This window comes from Streptomyces sp. NBC_00454 (genome assembly GCF_041434015.1).
Taxonomy (GTDB): domain Bacteria; phylum Actinomycetota; class Actinomycetes; order Streptomycetales; family Streptomycetaceae; genus Streptomyces.
On sequence record NZ_CP107907.1, the window covers coordinates 6,846,950 to 6,864,771 of the forward strand.

Genomic DNA, 17,822 nt, shown 5'->3' on the forward strand with positions numbered 1-17,822 from the left:
ACACCCGCCGACGGCAGGAGGGTGCCGTCGGCGGGTGCGATGGGCGGGCTGTGCGTCAGAAGCGGCCCGGCCCGCCCGACGGGAACGGGAGCCGTCCGGCCGGAGCCGACCCGGTTCCCGAACCAGACCCCGATCCGGCACCGAGCTCAGCCCGGCCGCCCGTGGCCCGGCAGGTCAGGTCCTGGGCCGGGAGCCGGCCCGTGACGAGGTACTCGCTGACCGGGGCGTTGACGCACGAGGACGGATCGGCCAGGTAGGCGCCGTGGCCCTCGCCGCCCAGGGCCAGGACCATCCGCGAGCCCTTCAGCGCGCGGTGCATGCCCAGGCCGCTGGCCAGCGGGGTCTGCGAATCCCACTCGTTCTGCACGGTGACCACGGCGGCCCTCGTCCTCATCGGGGTCGCCGCCTCCAGGGGCCGCTGCCAGAAGGCGCACGGCTTGATGTTCGAGGCGAAGTCCCCGTAGAGCGGGTACGCGGCCTTGTCCCTGACCGCGTCGCGCCGGTACCGCTCGGGATCGCGCGGCCAGTCGGCCGTGTCCCCGCACACCACGCTCCAGAAGACGGCGGTCCCGTTGTCCGAAGCGGGTTCGGCCGCGGCGCCGTTCCCGGATCCGCCCGCGAGGGCCTTCTTCATGTCGAAGGCGGTGGGCCCGCCCGGCTTTCCGTCGGCGGCGTCCTTCAGCGCCACCACCAGCGGAGTGATCTGCGCGGGATAGAAGAACATTCCGCGTGCGCGGCGGATGTCGTCGCCGTTGATCTTCTGCCCCTGGAAGACGATCGGATCCCGGTCGGCCCTCGCCACCAGCTGCCAGAAGGTCCCGGACACCGAGGCCGGGCTGTCGCCGAGGTGGTACTCGCCCGCGCGCTCCGCCGCCCAGCGCGTCCAGCGCGCGAAGGCGGGCTCGGCCTCCGTCGCCCAGACCTGGATCATGCCCCGCCAGATCCGGTCCGGGTCGACCCCGCTGTCCAGCACGAAGCGGTCGGTGCGGTTCGGGAACATCTGCGTGTACACCGCGCCGAGGTAGGTCCCGTACGAGTACCCCAGGTACGAGATCTTCCGCTCGCCCAGCACCGCACGGATCGTGTCCATATCGCGCGCGGTGTTGCGGGTGGTGAGGTACGGGAGCACGGAACCGGCCTTCTCCCGGCACTTGTCGGCGACCGTACGGGCCCACGCGACATCGGAGGGGAAGGTCTCGGGCCGGTAGGCCCGGTCGAACTCCTGCTCGGTGTCGGTCAGTCCGCAGGTCACCGGAGAGCTGGCCCCGACCCCGCGCGGATCGAAGCCGATCAAGTCGTACTGCTCGCGGACCTCCTTGGGCATCGACTCCCCGATGTACAGGGGCAGATCGAGCCCGCTGCCGCCCGGCCCGCCCGGGTTGAGCAGCATGACCCCGTGCCGCTTCGCCGGGTTCTCGCTCCTGACCCGGGACATGGCGAGGTCGAGCGTCTTCCCCCGGGGCCGCTGGTAGTCGAGCGGCACCTTGATGGTGGCGCACTCGTACGAGGCGGGCTGATCGGGGCTGCAGCGGTGCCACGCGGGCTGCTGGCGCAGGTATGTGTCGGCAAGGGGAGCTTCGCCGGAAAGGGGAGCGTTGTCGGCAGCGGGAGCCTCGTCGGCAACCGGAGCGGCGAATGCCTGAGCGGCAGCCGTCAGGGACACGGAACTCGCGAGGAGCCCGGCGGCGGCCAGTAAGGATGCCAGTCGTTTCTTTCGCACGAAGAGCCTTTCCTTTCAAGGAGGTTGGTCCCGGGCTCCACCCTCCTGCACCCGACCGCCCGTCCGAATCATCCCGTGGTGCCAGCCCCCATGGGCCTCACGAACGAGCTGAAATCCGGACAACTGGCCGACACGCTGGCTGTGGTGACGCGGTCGGCCCCATAGCAGCCCTTCGGGGCGTTGCCCGGATGTTTGTCCATTCGTGATGGGGCTTGGAAAGGGGTGCCGCAACGGGCGCTAGCGTCCCGGGAGACCAGGGACCGGGACCGCTCCCGGTCCGCGCAGCAAGGAGGCACAGTGCCGTCAATCCGTCGGTCGGCCGTCGGCAGCATGTCGGTCGCTTCGCGACACGTGATGGGTACGGGCATCGTCATCGGCGCCCTGGCCCTCACCCTGATCGCGCTGTTGATCCCGGTGCGGAGCTTCGGCGGCAGGATCGCCGAGGCCGCCGCGGCTCCCGTCGCCGCCCCCGACGACGACGGCGCCGGGATCACGAGCACGGCCTTCGGGCCGCTCACCCCCCAGGACCGCGACTTCGTCCGCAAGGTCCGCCTCGCAGGGCTGTGGGAGCTGCCCGCGGGGCGGCAGGCGCAGCAGCGGGGCACCAGCCCGGCGGTGCGCATGGCCGGGGAGCACCTCGTGGAGGGGCACACCGAGCTGGACCGGCGGGTCCGGGAGGTCGGTCAGGCCCTCGGCCTCGACCTGCCCGACCGGCCCTCCGATCAGCAGCAGGCCTGGCTCGACCAGTTGGACCGCGCGCAGGGGGCCGCGTACGAGCGGCTGTTCATCCAGCTGCTGCGCCGGGCCCACGGCAAGGTGTTCACGCTCGTCGCCCAAGTGCGGGCGCAGACGAGGAACTCCATGGTCCGCGAGCTGGCCACGGACGCCAACACCACGGTCCTGGACCACATCTCGATCCTGGAGGCCAGTGGGCTGGTCGACTTCGACGGCCTCGCGGACGCCGTGCCCGCCGGCCGGGCCCCCGCTCCCGCCCCCACCTCCGCTCCGGCCTCCTCCGCCGACTCCCGTTCGAGGAAGTGAAGTGATCGCATGAAGCCGATGAACCCAATGAACCGCACCGGACACAAACGCCGCCTGAGGCCCTCGTACAAGGCCCTCGCCCTCGTCAGCGCCCTCGCCCTGGGCGGCGGCGCGGTGGTGATCGCCGCCCAAGGCGCCTCCGCCGGCCAGGACAAGGCGCGCACCGCGCCGGTCACGGCCACCATCGACTGCCCCGACGTGGGCGAGCAGCTGAGCGAGGTGCCCGATGAGGCCCGGCCCGAGGTGGACCGGGAGCTCGCGGGGCTCGACACCCAGATCGCCGACGCCTACCAGCGGCTCGCCACCGGCAAGGCGCAGGGCGGGGCGCTGCTCGGGGAGCTGAAGGGCCAGCGGGACGCCGCGATCGGCCGGATGTCCGACGCCATCGGACGCACCACCGCCCGCCCCGACGGGCTGGCGCAACTGAGCGCCTGCGCGATGCGGGAGGCGCCGACCGGCAACGACGACGAGGGCCTGGACGGTACGAACGCGCTCGCGGGCCCGGCGGCCCGCTCGGGCTCGGGAGCCCCGGCGAAGGGCGGTCCGGCGCGCGGCGACTTCGTCGCCATCGGCTCCGTCAAGCCGAACGTGCGCGCCCCGAAGCCCAAGTCCACCGCATCCACCGGATCGATCGCCGTCCAGTGCGGCCGCAACGAGAACCGGCACCTCAACCCCGACAACGTGATCGTCGCCCCCGGGGTGGGCAACGGCGCCCACCACATGCACGATTACGTCGGCAACAAGACCACGGACGCCTTCTCCACCAACAAGAGCCTGGCCGCTTCCGGGACCACGTGCACCAACGGCGACCAGTCCACGTACTACTGGCCCGTGCTGCGGCTGCGCGACGGCAAGGCGGAACAGGACGCGGCTGCCCCCGGCGGCGGTCAGGACGCCAACGTGGGCACGATCCTGCGGCCCAAGCAGGTGACGACCGACTTCAAGGGGAGCCCGGTCTCCCGGGTCACCGCCATGCCCCGCTTCCTGCGGATCATCACCGGTGACGCGAAGGCGTTCACCAACGGCCCGGCCAACGCCAACGCCTCGTGGAGCTGCACCGGCTTCGAGGACCGGCAGCTGAAGGACAAGTACCCGATCTGTCCCAAGGGCAGCGACGTGGTGCGCACGTTCACCTTCCAGAGCTGCTGGGACGGCAAGAACACCGACAGTGCCAACCACCGCACCCACGTGGCCTTCGCGGCCGCCGACGGCTCCTGCAGGTCGGGCTTCAAGGCGATCCCGCAGCTGGTGCAGCGCATCGTCTACGCGGTCCCCCCGGGCGCGCGCTTCGCGGTGGACAGCTTCCCCGAGCAGCTGCACAAGCCGGTGACCGACCACGGGGACTTCATCAACGTGATGTCGGACGCGCTGATGGCCAACGCGGTGCGCTGCATCAACGGCGGGCGTTCCTGCCGGTAAAGAGCCCCCGGGGCGGCCCGCCTCCCCCAGGTCCCCGGCCGCCCCGGGAAGGTGCCGGTCCGAAGCCCGCTTCGGACCGGCACCGCCTTGTGCGGGGTCGGGGTCGGGGTCAGAGGCCGTTGACGCGGGCGATGCGCCCGGCGCCCAGCGGCGGCCGGAAGTCCGCGGTGACCACCCGGGCCCGGCGGCTGCCGCGGGAGGGCCGCAGCCGCACCTGGGCCATCAGACGGCGGCTGCGCAGGGCCAGTTCCAGTTCGAAACGGGTGCGCGGGTCCCGCAGGCCGGGACCGAAGAGCTTCTCCAGCTGGCGCATGCGGTACCGGACCGTCTGGGGGTGAACACTCAGGGCTTTGGCCGCCTCGGGCGCTCCGCCGCCCTCCAGCCAGGCCAGCAGGGTCACTTCGAGGCGCTCGCTCTGGCGCGGGGTCAGTTCCGCCAGGGGTCGCAGCCAGCGTGCGGCGAGAGCGTGTGCCAGCGGCTCGTCCTGGAGCAGCAGCAGGGTGGAGAGGTGGTCGTCCACGTAGACGGCCCGGACGTCCAGACCGGCCCGCGTCGGGGTCAGCGACAGCAGCCGTACCGCCCAGCGCAGGGAGGAGGCGCTGTCGCGGGGCGCGACGGGGTGGCCCACGGCGGCGAACCGGCCGCGCAGCGCGCAGTCCAGCGCGGTGCGTGCCTCCGGGTCCTCGGTCGGGACGAGCAGACAGGGCTGCCCGCCGGCCATGCCGCCGAGGCAGTCGTCGAGGAGGGCGGCGAGCTGCTGGGTCTCGCCGGGAGAGGCCGGCACGACGGCCCGTACCGCCGCGGGCAGCGGCCAGCCGGCCGCGCTCGCCAGGTCGGCGAGCGCCAGGTCCGACAGGGGCATGTCACCCGTGAGTACGGTGAAGAGCTCCCGCCGGGCAAGTTCGCGGACCGAGCCCGTCCGCTGCGAGGGCACGGCCTTCAGGGGCGTCAACGGCACGGAGGGGCAGGGCTCGTGGACCGGAGCTGCGGCGGACCCGGTGTCCGGGCCGCGGCCGCGCCTGCGCGCGGACCGCTCCCGTACCAGGTCCCCCTCCTCCCGGTTCCCCTGCTCCGGGTCCGGATGCCCGTGGTCCGGATGCCCCTGGTCCGCCGGGTGCCGGTCGCCCGGCTCCTCCGCGGAGGCCTCGCGGTAACCGAGGGCGGTGAGCAGGGCCGCCTCCAGTCGTTGTCTGACCAGTTCGTCGTCGACGTCGTCGACGAGCGCCGAGAATCCCGGGAGGGTCTCCCGCAGCTCCTCCACCATCCCCGCGGCCAGCGTGGGCAGTTCCCTGCGCAGGACCCGGGTCCACTCGCCCCGTGGTCGGGACCAGATGCGGTTCAGAAGTTCGCACATTGTTACCTCGTTCAAGCCGGGGTGTGGCGTGCCCCGTGGGAGGGTGGCAAACCTGCCGGGGGCTCCTCCCGCCCCGCCGACGCCATGCCGGCGGGGGAGTTGAGCGCCCCGTACTCCCTCCAGGACCATGCCAACCGCTTGCAGTCCCGCGGCCTCGGCCCAAGCGCCGTCGGGGAGGTGCGGCGGCGAACCAGGCGTCAACCCCGTCGCAACCGCACCACTGGAAGGGAATCTTCCGGGGATGTTCGATGCGATGGCTGTGCGAGGGCCAGAAATTATCACGTTTAGATAAATCCCGTGGAGACCTTGCGAAGCTCCAGGATGCTTCTGCACTCCGGCCCCCGCTCCCGGCCGGCCCGGTGGGCGAAGCGCCCATCTCCCGTCCGCCGAGGAGCGGTTGCGACGTCCACCCCGGGCGCCGAGCGTGCGGCGGAAGTGCTCGGGCCCCGTTTGGGAGACCACATGCCCCTGCTCCAGACTCGAACACCACGCTCGCACCGGGCCCGCCGCGCCAGACGCCAACCGGGCGCGGCATCGGCAACCGGCCGCCGGGCGGTCCGGCGGCCACCCCTGCTGTCCGCGGCCGGGGGACCGCACCCCGCCGCCCTGGGCGCCGCGGCTCTGGCCGCCCTGTCCGCACTGGTCGTGTCCGCGCGCGCGGGAGCCCTGACCCACCTGTGGGACTTCCTCGACTACGGGGCGGGAGTCCTCTCGCTCGTCTCGCTCACCGGCGCCGTCCTGTGGGGCCTGGCGGCCACCGACCGCACACTCCTCGCCTCCGCCCACCGCCTGGCGGCCCAAGGAGCGCACCGCGGCCTCGCCGTCGCCGGACTCGCCTTCCTCGGCCTGCACGTATGGATCAAGGTCGCCCGGTCCCAGGCCGACGCCGCGGCCGTGGTCCTGCCCTTCGCGGACGCCAACCGGCCACTGCTCATCGGCCTCGGCACCCTGGCCGGATACCTCTTCGTGGCGGTGGCCGTCTCCGGCGCCGTCCGCAGCGCCTTCGCCACCCGGGGCCGCTCGCTGTGGTGGCGGGCCCTGCACGTGGGCGCCTACCCGGCCTGGGGTGCATCGCTCGTCCACGGGCTCAAGTCCGGGCGCCCCGCCAGCGGTTGGGTGACGGCCGCGTACGCTCTGTGCCTGGTCGCCGTCGCGGGGGTGCTGGTGATCCGCTTGCGCACGAAGCTGCGTACCCAGTCGCGTACGCAGCTACGCGCGTCGCCCGTCCGGCCGCCCGCCCCGGCGCCCGGTGCGCCCCGGGTACCGGGGCAGGCTCCGCCGCGCAACCCCGTGCCGTTCGTGCGCAAGCCCGCGGAATGGGCCGCGGAGCTGCTGACCGCGCGCCTCACCCGGCAGTCGCGCCCCAAGGTGTTCGTCTCCGGCGGGCCCGGGCCGCGACACGGCCCCGGCCCCGCCCCCGACCGCCCCGGTGAGCCGGTCGACGGCGTGCGGGGGCGGCGATGAGCCCGGTGACGCGCCCCGTACTCGGCTGCGTGGGACAGCCCCGACTGCTCGCCGGACTCGACGCCGCGGACCGGCTCGACCGCGCCGGCCACCTGAGCGTGCACGGCGCCCTGCCCCCCTACCCGCCGGAGGGCCTGGTCGCGCTCGCCGAGGACATCGGCCTGGGCGGACGCGGAGGAGCGGGCTTCCCGTTCGCCCGCAAGCTCCGGGCCGTCATGCGGTCCGCGCGCGGACGCGACGGACGCACCGCCGTCGTGGTCAACGCCTCGGAGGGAGAGCCGAGTTGCCTCAAGGACGCCGCCCTGCTGCTGCACGTACCGCACCTGGTGCTCGACGGGGCCCTGCTGGCCGCCGCGGCCCTCGGAGCGGAGGACGTGGTCGTCGGCGTGACCCGGGAGGACGTGGAACAGTCCCTCGGCGCGGCCGTGGCCGAACGCGGCCCGGTCGGCCGCCGGGTCCGCGTCGTCCGACTGCCCGAACGCTTCGTCACGGGCGAGGGGACCGCCCTGGTCAAGGGGCTCGACGGCGGGCCCGCCCTGCCGTCCGGACAGAAGGTGCGCACCGCCGAGCGGGGACTCGGCGGCCTCCCCACCCTGCTGTCCAACGCCGAGACGTACGCACACCTCGCCGTCGCCGCCCGGATCGGCGCCCAGGAGTACCGTACGGCCGGCCTGCCCGCGGAACCCGGAACCACCCTGCTCACCGTCGCCGGCTCGACCGTCGTCGAGGTACCGCTCGGGACCTCGTTGGCGTACGTCCTGGACCTGTGCGGAACCGTACCGGGCCAGGGCGTCCTCGTCGGCGGCTACCACGGCCGGTGGCTGGCCCCGGCGGCCGCGCGGGAGGCCGCCCTGTCCCGGCGGTCCCTGGCCGCGTACGACGCGGTGCTGGGGGCCGGCGCGGTGCTGCCGCTGCCCGAGGACACCTGTCCGGCCGGCGAGGTGGCCCGGGTCACCCGCTGGATGGCGGAGGAATCGGCGGGCCAGTGCGGCCCGTGCGTCCGGGGCCTGCCCGCGCTCGCCGACGCGGTGGAACAGCTCGTGGGCGGCGGGGGAGGAGCGGCCCTCGAGGCGGTACAGGCGCGGATGCGAGGGGTGCTGGGCCGCGGCGCGTGCGCCCACCCGGACGGTACGTCCGCCTTCGTGGCCTCGGCGCTGGCCGTCTTCCCCGACGAGTTCCGCGACCACGCGCTGGGCAGCGGCTGCGGACGCCCGGTGCTGGGAGCGCTGCCGCTGCCGGCCGACGAGAACCCCGAACGCCTCGTCGTGGACTGGACGTTGTGCAAGGGCCACGGCCTGTGCGTGGACCTGCTGCCCGATGTGGTCCGGCTGGACGCCGACGGCTACCCCGCCCAGGGGGTCATGCCGGTCCCCGGACGCCTGCGACCCAAAGCGCTGCGCGCGGTGCGCCGTTGCCCGGCCCTGGCGCTGCGCATTCAGGAATGAACGGGCTGTGCACGGCTGCGGGCGGGCCGAGTTCACCCTTTGGCGCGATCTGATAAATTCCCCGGATTTCGAATGGGGGCGGCCCTGGTGGCCCTATGAATGGCCGTGGGAAAAACACGCCGGACGAAATCCTGAGGAGAGATCATGGGCAACAGGCTTCATGTGGCCACCGCGACGGGATCGATGGTGGCGGTACTCATGCTGACGGCGGGATGCGGAAGCGGCGGGGGATCCCTGCGCACCGTGGATTCCGTACGGCCGGCCGCGGCGGACAAGGCCATCGGTGACGGCTACGGGAGCGGATACGGCTCCGGATCCGGCTCCGGCGCCGACCCGGCGGCCGCGGCCGACCCGGCCGCCTCGGCTCCGGCCACCTCGGCCCAGGCGGGCGAGCTGGCGGTCCGGGAGGTCCCGGGCATCGGCGGCGTGGTCACCGACGGGGCCGGAGCGACCCTCTACCGCTTCGACAAGGACACGGCCGAGCCGTCCCGTTCGGCCTGCGAGGGCGCCTGCGCCACGACCTGGCCGCCCGTCCCGGCGGAAGACGCGAAGGCCGCCGCGGGCATCGACGTGAGCCTCCTCGGCGCGGTCGAACGGCCCGACGGCATCCGGCAGCTCACGCTCGCCGGCTGGCCCGTGTACCGGTACGCGAAGGACACCCAGGCGGGCGACGCGAAGGGCGAAGGGGTGGGCGGCACTTGGCACGCACTGGCCCCGAACGGCAAGAAGTCCATCGACAACAAGGCGACCGCCGACAAGGCCCCGGAAAAGAAGGGGTCCGACCTCTCCGTGACCGCCGATGCGAAACTCGGAAAGCTTCTGGTCGATTCCCAGGGACGCACCCTTTACCGGTTCAACAAGGACAGTGCCTGGCCGATGAAATTCGGCTGCCTCGACGCCTGCCTGAACACCTGGAAACCCGCCGCACCCGTGGACAAGGAGAAGGTCTCCGATATCCCCGCCGGACTCGTCGGATCCGTCAAACGCCCGGACGGAACACAGCAATTGACGATCGACTGCTGGCCCGTCTACCTGTTCACGGGCGATACCGCGCCCGGCCAGACCAACGGCCAGGGCAAGCAGGGGCTCTGGTTCGCGGTCGACGACGCGGGCAAGAAGATCACGGCGGCATCCTGAGGCCGCCGCCGTGCTGCCCGACCCGCCCCACATCGGCGCCCGCCACGTGCTGCCCTGCGCCGTCGTCCTGCTGGCCTCCCTGCTCTGCGCGGGCTGCGGCGGATCGGGGCCCGCCTCCCGGGCCTCCGCCGGTGCCGCGGACCCGGCCCCCGCCCCGCTGGACCGGATCGCCGAGGCCCTGGGCTGCCGGGCCGAGGTCACGGTCGATGCGGAGGAACTGCGCGAAGGCGCCTGCGAGGTGGGCCCGCAGGCCTACCGGATGGCCACCTTCAGCACCGGCGCCGGCCGCGAGACCTGGCTCGCCGAATCCCGTGCCTACGGGGGCACCTACCTGGTCGGCGACCTCTGGGTCGTCACCGCCGCCACCCCGGAGGCCCTGACCCCCCTCCGCGACCACCTGGGCGGCACCCTGGAATCAGGCTCCGTCCACGCCCCGCACGATCCGTCCGAATCCCATGGGGCGGGCCATCCCATGTAGGCGGTCCCTCCACCGGCGGCCTCCGGAGTCGACCGATCGTGCGGATCGGCGGTGTGGCAGCAGAAGGCCTGCCGGGGTCCCGGGTGGGACCGGGACCCCGGCAGGCCGGTCAAGGCCGCGGTGGACTCAGCCGATGGTCCACTGCTGGAGCGCGCTGCCGGTGTCGGGCTGCTGGGTGACCAGTGCGCCGTTGCCGGAGGACGCGGTGGTCAGGAGCAGTCCGCTCGACGCGGAGGCGACGGTGTGGGCGCCGTTGGCCAGTCGCGTGATGGTCCAGTGCTGGTTGGCGCCGTTGCCGCAGGTCCACTGGATGATCTTCGCGCCGGCGCTGGTGGAGCCTCCGTCTACGTCGGCGCACAGGCCGGACTCGGTGTTCTTCAGCTGGTACGTGCCGTCGGCCTGCTGGGTGAAGGCCCAGCTCTGGTTGGCGCCGCCGTTGGGTGTCCAGGTGATGAGCTGGGTGCCGGCGGTGGTGCTGTGGCCGGGGTTGTCGAGTGCCTTGCCCCCGGCGGTCAGGGTGTGGACCCCATTGAGGGAGGCCGTGACCGCCCAGGTGAAGGTGGCCGTGCCGGTGGCGGTGCCGGACGCGGCGGTGACCGTCACGGTCGAGGTTCCGGCGGTGGTGGGGGTGCCGGTGATCAGGCCGCCGGCGCTGATGCCCAATCCGGCAGGCAGGCCGGTCGCCGTGAAGGTCAGGGGCTTGCCGACGGAGTCGGTCGCCGTGAGCTGGAGGGAGACGGCCTTGTTCGGGGCGCCGGCCTGGTTGCCCGGGTTGGTGACCGTCACCGTCTCCGGTGCCTGGGCGATCGGGGTCAGTGCCAGGGTCTGCTCGGCGGCCGAGCGGGTGCCGCCGACCGTGTTGCCGGTGGTGTTGGTCCAGCTGCGGGTGGGCGTGGTCTCGGAGGGCCGGGTGGAGTCCGCGGAGAGGCCGATGACGAGGCCGCTGTACCGGTTGACGATCTTGTACGTGCCGGTGGAGGTGCCGTCGGCGGGCGAGGTGCCGCGGATGACGAACCACTGCTGGCCGACGGTGGGCCCGCCGGTTCCGGCCGCGGTGACGGTGGGCTTGGTGCCCCAGGCGCGGGTGGCCGTGGAGGTGGCGCCCACTCCCAGGAGCTGACCGCTGCTGGAGTTGGCGATGCGGTACGAACCGTCGCCGTTCGAGGCGAAGGTCCACGACTCGAGGCCGGAGCCGGTGGCGGCGGCGCCCGAGGTGGTGGCAGAGCTGCCGGAGACCTGAGCCAGGACCCGGCCGTCGGCGCTGCTGATCCGGTAGGCCTTGGAGGTGTCGACCGGAGCGGCGGGCTCGGTCGTGTCGATCGCGAGGTTGACGTACTCGCTGCTGGATCCGCCGGAGCAGCCGAAGGAGCAGTAGGAGCGGAAGTTCTTCCCGACGATCGTGGAACTGGTCTTGTTGCCGCTGTCGAGGAACCAGCGGTACCAGGAGGCGTTCTTGTAGTTGCCCGTGTCGCCGAGGCGGAACCACTTCTGGGTGGTCAGGTCGGCGGTGGCGTAGATCTCCTGGGAGGCCTTGCCGCTCTGGTCGACCGCCTGGGGCTCGCCGATGTACAGGCCGAGGTGGGCGTTGTAGGTGATGTCCATGACGAACAGCGGGGACGTCGCGGGCATCAGGCCGGCGGCGATCTGCTGGCTTACGGAGCCGCTGTTGGCCGGGTCGTACTCCTTGGACGGCGGGGTGTATCCGGTCGTGCTGGCGGAGTCCACGGGGACCATGTTGCTCTCGCGGCCGCCGAGGCCGGGCTCGGACCAGGCGCCGCCGTACCACTTCTGCCAGGAGCCGGGCGCCAGCTTCGCCGAGATCGGAGCGCGGGCGACGTGCCCGTAGAACGCGGCCCAGCTGCCGCCCTTGTTCACGATCCGGGAGCCGTAGAAGGCGTAGAAGTAGCCGGATGCCGTGTCCACGAACAGCCGCTGGTCACCGGTGCCGTAGTCGAAGGTCTGCTGCGGGAAGGCGGCCGTGTCGTTGCGCTTGGTGCTGTAGTGCGAGGTGATGACGTGGTCCTTGATGGTCCACGTGCGGCCCTGGTCCTTGGAGACTGCGTAGTCGATGGCGTCGAAGTGCAGGCCGTCGCCGAAGGGCTGCGGGGTGAACTCGTTGTGCACCAGCCCGTACCAGTCGCCGGTGTCCGGGTCGACCCAGACACCGGCCAGGTCGCAGTAGTTGCGGTGCGCGTAGCTCGACCCGGCCGGGGCGGAAGTCGATTCGAGGCCGGTCGGGCTGTTGTCGCAGCGCCAACTGGTGTCGTTGTTGCGGTCGTTGGAGTTGGCCGGGTTGACCGCGTCGCTGATGGCGGCGGACCGGGTGGCGGTGTCGAGGTTCGTCCCGGTGAAGAACGTCCACTTGCGGGGGTCGTTGGCGCCGTAGAGCGCGTGGGCCTGCTGGAAGTAGAAGGTGCCGTCCTTGTCGACATAAGGACCGGCGGGGGTGTCGTCGGGGTTCGTCCAGGAGCCCTTGGCACCGACGGTGACGGTGTAGGCGGGGGCGGCGTCGGCGGCCGACGCCGCGGATGCCGTGGGCATCAGCAGCGTGCTGCCGCCGGATATGAGCAGAGCGGCGGCGGTGAGTGCGCGGACCAGTCTGCTTCGAGGAGCGATCACGGGTACTCCCTGATCGGTGGAGCCCTGGGGGGCGGCTCCTTTGACGGTCCGTCGTCCTTGGGGACGGCGGTTGTGCCCGGGCCGCTGTGACGCGGCCCGAGTCCGGTGCTCCCACGTCCGGCGGGACGACCCGCTGCCGCGGGAGCAGTGTGGGGGGAGCCGGCCCTCAGGCGCCCGCCAGGACGCCCAGGAGGCGCGCGACTTCGGCCGCGACCTCCTCACGGGCCGGGCCGAGGTACTTGCGGGAGTCGCTGACCCCGGGCTGGCGGTGGAGTTCCCGCCGGACGGTCGCGGAGAAGATGCCGTTGAGGTGGGTGGAGATGTTGACCTTCGTCATCCCCGCCGCCACGGCCTTGGCGAGGTCCCCGTCCGAGACGCCCGACGAACCGTGGAGGACCAGGGGCACACCGGTGGCGCCGCGCAGGCGCGCGATCAGCTCGAAGTCCAGTACGGCGTCGCGGGTGGCCATCGCGTGGGAGCTGCCGACCGCCACGGCCAGGCAGTCCACCGCGGTCGCCGAGGCGAACTCCCGGGCCTCCTGCGGGTGGGTGCGCACACCCGGCGCGTGCGCGCCGTCCTTGCCGCCCACCTCGCCCAGCTCGGCCTCGACCATCACCTCGGCCCGGTGCCCGTACTCGGTGATCGCCCGGGTGGCCGCGACGTTCTGCCCGTACGGCAGCTTGGAGGCATCGAACATCACCGAGGTGAAACCGAGCCGGACGGCCTCGTGCACCAGCTCCGGCGACTCGGCGTGGTCCAGATGGACGGCCACCGGCACCGTCGCCTGCTCGGCCAGGGCCAGCGCGGCGCGGCCGATCGGCGCGAGGGAGCCGTGGTAGCGGACGGTGTTCTCGCTGATCTGGAGGATCACGGGCAGGTTCGCCCGGTGCGCTCCGTCCACGATGGCTTCGGCGTGTTCGAGCTGGACGACGTTGAACGCCCCGACGCCCCGGTTCCGGGCGTACGCGGGGCCGATGATGTCGTCGGTGGCGGTCAGGGGCATGCGGTGGTCTCCACACTCGCGGCGGTACGGAACTGTTCGTAGAGGTCGCGGCGGAAATCGCCCGCGAGTCCGGCGAACCGCCGGGTGAAGGCCCGCCAAGAGGCGGCGTCCGCGACGCGGGTACGGGTGACGGCAGGCTCAGCCATGCTCGCCGGCCGGCACCACGGAGCGGCTCAGGGCTCGGGGCCGGTCCGGGTCCAGCCCCCGTGCGGCGGCGAAGTGGACGGCCAGACGCTGAGCCCGTACGAGGTCGGACACCGGGTCCAGATCGCCCGCCGCACCGCCGGATTCGGCGAGGTAGGCGACGCCGGTACGGGCGACATCGGCGGCGAGGCCGTACGGTGCGGGGCCGAAGACCCAGGTGCCGCGGCCGGGGCCCGCGATGCTGATGGGTCCGTGGCGGTACTCCATCGCCGGGTCCGACAAGATCCGAAAGAGACGACCTAGGCCGGCCCGCTCGCGCAGTTCGGCGTAGGCCAGGGCCATGAACCAGGACGTTCCGCAGCCGATGACGGCCACGCGCTCACCGGGCCGCGGCAGGACGCCCCGGTGGTCGCCGGCCGAGGCAGCTGCCCTGCGCCAGCAGTCCGGTTGGGAGGCGATCTCGCGTGAGGTGTGGGAGGAGTGGGAGGTATGGGAGGAGCGGGGGGTGTACGCGGAGCCCGGGGGAGTGGACATCGGTGCTGGATCCCTTCGCGGTCTTTCGCGGTCGCTGGATCGACCGCGTGGAGGACGTGTGCGGGAGGCGATGTACGGGAGGGGGTGGGCGCGGGGGATGCGGGAGGGCGCCGGAGGGTCAGTCGAACGTCTCCACGTACTCCTCGCAGGTCCCGAGGGCAGGAGTGTCCACGAGGTCGACGCGGTGGCCGAACCGGTCGAGTTCGAGGATCGTCAGGAGGTTGTCCCCGGTGCGCAGCAGCGGACGGGGAACGTACAGGGTCGTCTGCGGGCCCACCTCCCAGTAGCGGCCGAGCAGGGTGTCGTTGACCCATACGAATCCCTTGCCGAAGCCGGGCAGTCTCAGGAAGGTGTCGGCGGGTTCCTCGACGTGCAGATGTGCCGTGGCGATGCCCCGGCTGTCGGCGGCCCCGGCGGCCGCACCGGCGCGGGCGAGGTCCTCGGCGGTCCATTCGTCCAGCGGCAGCGGGTGCATGGACCACCCGTGGACGAGTCGCCGCTCCACGCGAACCCCGCCCAGGATGCCCTTGCCCTGTCCGAGCAGCGGGCCGTAGTTGATGCGTCCCTGGTTCTCCACCAGCAGCTCGAGCCGGATCGCCGCGCCCGTGCCGGTGACGCCGAAGGAAGCCGTCGGCCGGTCCAGGACGGTGACGAGGGTGCCGTCGACGAAGACCTGTGCGCGGTCGTGGAGGCCGGTGACCGTCACCTCGTGGGGACCGGGCGGGACGACCGGGTGCGCGGTGTAGAGCACGAGGCCGGAGGCCTGGCCGAGTTCCTCGAAGCTCAGCGGGTTGGCGGCGTGCACGGGCGTGGACACCGACCTCAGGGCATCCACCAGCGCGGATCCGTGGTGCACGGAGAGGGTGGCGGGCTCCAGCAGGGGCGGATCCTCCGGCGGCTCGGGGACGGGCCGGGTGCTGTGGGGGGCGAGCCGTTCGCGCAGTGCGTGGAACTTGGGGGTGAGCGCGCCGTGTTCGGCCACGGGGGCGTCGGAGTCGTAGCTGGTGACGGTCGGCTGGAGGGCCGTGCCGTCGTGGTTGGCGCCGGCCCACAGACCGAAGTTGGTGCCGCCGTGTGCCATGTACAGGCTCAGCGAACCGCCTCGGGCCAGGATGCCCTCGACGTCCTCGGCAGCGCTCGTAGAGGACCGGACGTGGTGGCTCTCGCCCCAGTGGTCGAACCAGCCGTTCCAGAACTCGGCGCAGAGGAAGGGCTCCCCGGCGCGGCGCGAGCGCAGCAGCTCCGCGGCCTGGTCGGGGCGCGAGCCGAAGGTGGCGGCCGCCAGTTCGCCGGGAAGGCTGCCGCCGTCGAGCATCAGCGGCGTGGGCCCGTCCGCGGTGAAGAGCAGCTCGGAGATTCCGCGCGCCGCCAGGGCGTCGCGCAGCCAGCGCATGTAGGTGCGGTCGTCGCCGTAGCTGCCGTACTCGTTCTCGATCTGCACGGCCACGACCGGACCGTCCTGCGCCGCCTGGTGGTCGGCGACGAGCGGGATCAGTACGTCGAACCAGCGCCCGACCTCGTCGAGGTACTCGCGGTGGCTGCTCCTGGGCCGCATGCCGGGCCGTCCGGTCAGCCAGGCGGGCAGACCGCCGTTGTCCCATTCGGCGCAGATGTACGGGCCCGGGCGGACGATGACGTCCAGGCCGGTCTCCTCGGCGGTCCGCAGGAAGCGCGGCAGGTCGCGCCAGCCGTCGAAGCGGATGTCGCCGCGTCTGCGCTCGTGGAAGTTCCACGGCACGTAGGTGTCCACGGTGTTCAGGCCGAGTGCGGCGACCCGCTGGAGGCGGTCGGCCCACTGCTCCGGGTGCACGCGGAAGTAGTGCAGGGAGCCGGACAGGATCCGGTGGGGCCGGCCGTGGCGCAGGAAGGCGCCGTCGGCCCAGCTCAGCACGGGCTGCGTGACCAGAGCGCGGGTGACCGGAGCAGGGGCTACCAGGGCGGGGGCTACCAGGGCGGGGGCGACCCGGGCGGCGCGCGTGGTGCCGGCGGACTCGGCGGTGAGGGCGGAAGGGGTCATTTGACGGCTCCGGCGGTCAGGCCCGCGCGCCGGAAGGGCTGGAGCGGGAGGAGCGGGAGGAGCGCGATCAGAAGCGCCTCGCAGCCCGGAGTCCATCCCCGGGATGTTATCGATGCCTCCGCCGCTCCCGCGAGGCGGATGTAACTAGGCTTCACAGCTCCTCCTGAGTGCCGCTGCAGGCAGTGAAGGTGTCCTGCACGGGGGCCGCGTGTCCGTCGGGCACGCCGGCGGTTCGTCCGCCAGGCGTCCTGATGGCCGAAACTATGGCAGAGAATGTTATCGATGCCAATAGGTGTTAAGGAGTGGCGCTCCAGGGGGTGAAACCGCACGTGAACGGCTGTGTGAGCGATATCATCGAGGGGTCGGACCGGAGAAGGGGATCCCATGGCGAGGAGCGGTGACACCGACGGCGGAGCGCGCCCCCCGGGCATGCTGGACGTCGCCCGGGTGGCCGGCGTGTCCGCGCAGACCGTCTCGCGCGCGCTGGCCGGGCACCCCAACGTGCAGGAGAAGACGCGCGCGAAGGTCCTGGCCGCGGTCGACCAGCTCGGCTACCGCCGCAACAACGCCGCCCGGATGCTGTCTTCGGGCCGGAGCCGGACCATCGGCGTCGTGACCCTCCAGACGAGCTTCTACTCCCGGGCCGCCGTCACCTCCGGCATCGAGAAGGCCGCGCACGAGGCCGGGTACGCCGTCAGTGCCGCCACCACCGCCTCGCTGGACACCTCCGCCATCGAGAACGCGCTCTCCCGGCTCGCCGACCAGGGCGTCGAAGGGATCATCCTCTCGGTCCCCCTCATCCACACCAGTGGCAGGATCGAGCAGCTCACCCGGTCCACCCCCACCGTCACCATCGACGGCTCGCGCACCGACGCGACCGAGGTCCTGGCCATCGACCAGGTCCAGGCCGCCCGCATCGCCACCCGGCACCTGCTCGACCTCGGACACGACACGGTGTGGCACATCGCCGGCCCGGCGGAGTGGCTCGAATCGGCACACCGCCGCGAAGGCTGGCGATCCGCCCTGGAAGGCGCGGGCCGTGCCGTCCCGCCGCCGCTGGAAGGGGACTGGTCGCCCGCCTCCGGCTATCGCAACGGCCTGGTGCTCGCGCGGATCCCGGACGTCACCGCCATCTTCGTCGCGAGCGACGAGATGGCCTTCGGGGTGATCAGGGCCCTGCACGAGGTGGGGCGGCGCGTGCCGGACGAGATCTCGGTCGTCGGATTCGACGACATCGAGCTCGCTGAGTACTGCTCGCCCTCCCTCACCACCATCGCCCAGCCGTTCCAGCACATGGGCGCCCTCGCGGTGACCCATCTGCTCCGCCAGATCGATGCCCCCGGCGCCGTCCCCGAGCCGCGCTCGGTCGAACCGCGCCTCGTCGTCCGTGCCAGCACGGCGGCCGCCCCCGGTCGTCTGTCCTGGGACAGCTGATTTCCTCTGCTGC

General features: G+C 72.6%; 14 protein-coding genes. 7 read left to right on the forward strand and 7 right to left on the reverse strand.

What is annotated here, in order from left to right:
- Window positions 1-55: 55 nt before the first annotated feature.
- A complete protein-coding gene (locus OHU74_RS31255) occupies window positions 56-1,720 on the reverse strand; it encodes an alpha/beta hydrolase (RefSeq protein ID WP_371618979.1) in 1,665 nt (554 codons plus the stop codon).
- Between the two features lie 297 nt (window positions 1,721-2,017).
- Between OHU74_RS31255 and OHU74_RS31260 the strand changes: the two genes are divergently transcribed.
- Both OHU74_RS31260 and OHU74_RS31265 read left to right on the forward strand, forming a co-directional pair.
- Entirely contained in the window at window positions 2,018-2,761 is a 744-nt protein-coding gene (locus OHU74_RS31260; RefSeq protein ID WP_371618980.1) for a DUF4142 domain-containing protein, read from the forward strand.
- Between the two features lie 27 nt (window positions 2,762-2,788).
- Entirely contained in the window at window positions 2,789-4,180 is a 1,392-nt protein-coding gene (locus tag OHU74_RS31265; RefSeq protein WP_371619870.1) for a DUF1996 domain-containing protein, read from the forward strand.
- 109 nt (window positions 4,181-4,289) lie between these two features.
- Here the strand turns inward: OHU74_RS31265 and OHU74_RS31270 are convergent, their stop codons facing one another.
- Complete coding sequence (locus OHU74_RS31270) at window positions 4,290-5,534, reverse strand: PucR family transcriptional regulator (RefSeq protein WP_371618981.1); 1,245 nt, start codon at window positions 5,532-5,534, stop codon at window positions 4,290-4,292.
- Between the two features lie 462 nt (window positions 5,535-5,996).
- Here OHU74_RS31270 and OHU74_RS31275 point away from each other — a divergent pair, with 462 nt between their 5' ends.
- The 4 genes from OHU74_RS31275 (at window position 5,997) to OHU74_RS31290 (ending at window position 10,058) form a co-directional block, all read left to right on the forward strand.
- A complete protein-coding gene (locus OHU74_RS31275; RefSeq protein WP_371618982.1) occupies window positions 5,997-6,998 on the forward strand; it encodes a hypothetical protein in 1,002 nt (333 codons plus the stop codon).
- Window positions 6,995-8,443: an NADH-ubiquinone oxidoreductase-F iron-sulfur binding region domain-containing protein gene (locus OHU74_RS31280; RefSeq protein ID WP_371618983.1), complete on the forward strand. Its 1,449-nt coding sequence runs from the start codon at window positions 6,995-6,997 to the stop codon at window positions 8,441-8,443. The genes OHU74_RS31275 and OHU74_RS31280 overlap by 4 nt, the downstream gene beginning before the upstream one ends.
- A 144-nt stretch (window positions 8,444-8,587) precedes the next feature.
- On the forward strand, window positions 8,588-9,580 hold the full coding sequence (locus OHU74_RS31285) for an SCO0930 family lipoprotein (protein WP_371618984.1): 993 nt from the start codon (window positions 8,588-8,590) through the stop codon (window positions 9,578-9,580).
- A 10-nt stretch (window positions 9,581-9,590) separates the two neighbouring features.
- Window positions 9,591-10,058, forward strand: coding sequence for a hypothetical protein (locus tag OHU74_RS31290; protein WP_371618985.1), 468 nt, complete (start codon window positions 9,591-9,593; stop codon window positions 10,056-10,058).
- Between the two features lie 126 nt (window positions 10,059-10,184).
- Here OHU74_RS31290 and OHU74_RS31295 read toward each other — a convergent pair whose 3' ends face one another.
- From OHU74_RS31295 to OHU74_RS31315, 5 genes are all read right to left on the reverse strand, one after another.
- On the reverse strand, window positions 10,185-12,677 hold the full coding sequence (locus OHU74_RS31295) for an RICIN domain-containing protein (protein ID WP_371618986.1): 2,493 nt from the start codon (window positions 12,675-12,677) through the stop codon (window positions 10,185-10,187).
- 166 nt (window positions 12,678-12,843) lie between these two features.
- Window positions 12,844-13,680 (reverse strand): ketose-bisphosphate aldolase, encoded by an 837-nt coding sequence (locus tag OHU74_RS31300; RefSeq protein WP_371618987.1) that lies wholly within the window; start codon window positions 13,678-13,680, stop codon window positions 12,844-12,846.
- Complete coding sequence (locus tag OHU74_RS31305; RefSeq protein ID WP_371618988.1) at window positions 13,671-13,826, reverse strand: hypothetical protein; 156 nt, start codon at window positions 13,824-13,826, stop codon at window positions 13,671-13,673. Before OHU74_RS31305 ends, OHU74_RS31300 begins: the two co-directional genes overlap by 10 nt.
- Window positions 13,819-14,358: an SIS domain-containing protein gene (locus OHU74_RS31310; protein WP_371618989.1), complete on the reverse strand. Its 540-nt coding sequence runs from the start codon at window positions 14,356-14,358 to the stop codon at window positions 13,819-13,821. Before OHU74_RS31310 ends, OHU74_RS31305 begins: the two co-directional genes overlap by 8 nt.
- Window positions 14,359-14,476: 118 nt before the next feature.
- The gene (locus OHU74_RS31315) at window positions 14,477-16,375 is read right to left on the reverse strand and encodes a beta-galactosidase (RefSeq protein WP_371618990.1); all 1,899 of its coding nucleotides are present in this window, start codon (window positions 16,373-16,375) and stop codon (window positions 14,477-14,479) included.
- 384 nt (window positions 16,376-16,759) lie between these two features.
- Between OHU74_RS31315 and OHU74_RS31320 the strand changes: the two genes are divergently transcribed.
- A complete protein-coding gene (locus OHU74_RS31320; protein WP_371618991.1) occupies window positions 16,760-17,809 on the forward strand; it encodes a LacI family DNA-binding transcriptional regulator in 1,050 nt (349 codons plus the stop codon).
- Window positions 17,810-17,822: the final 13 nt, after the last annotated feature.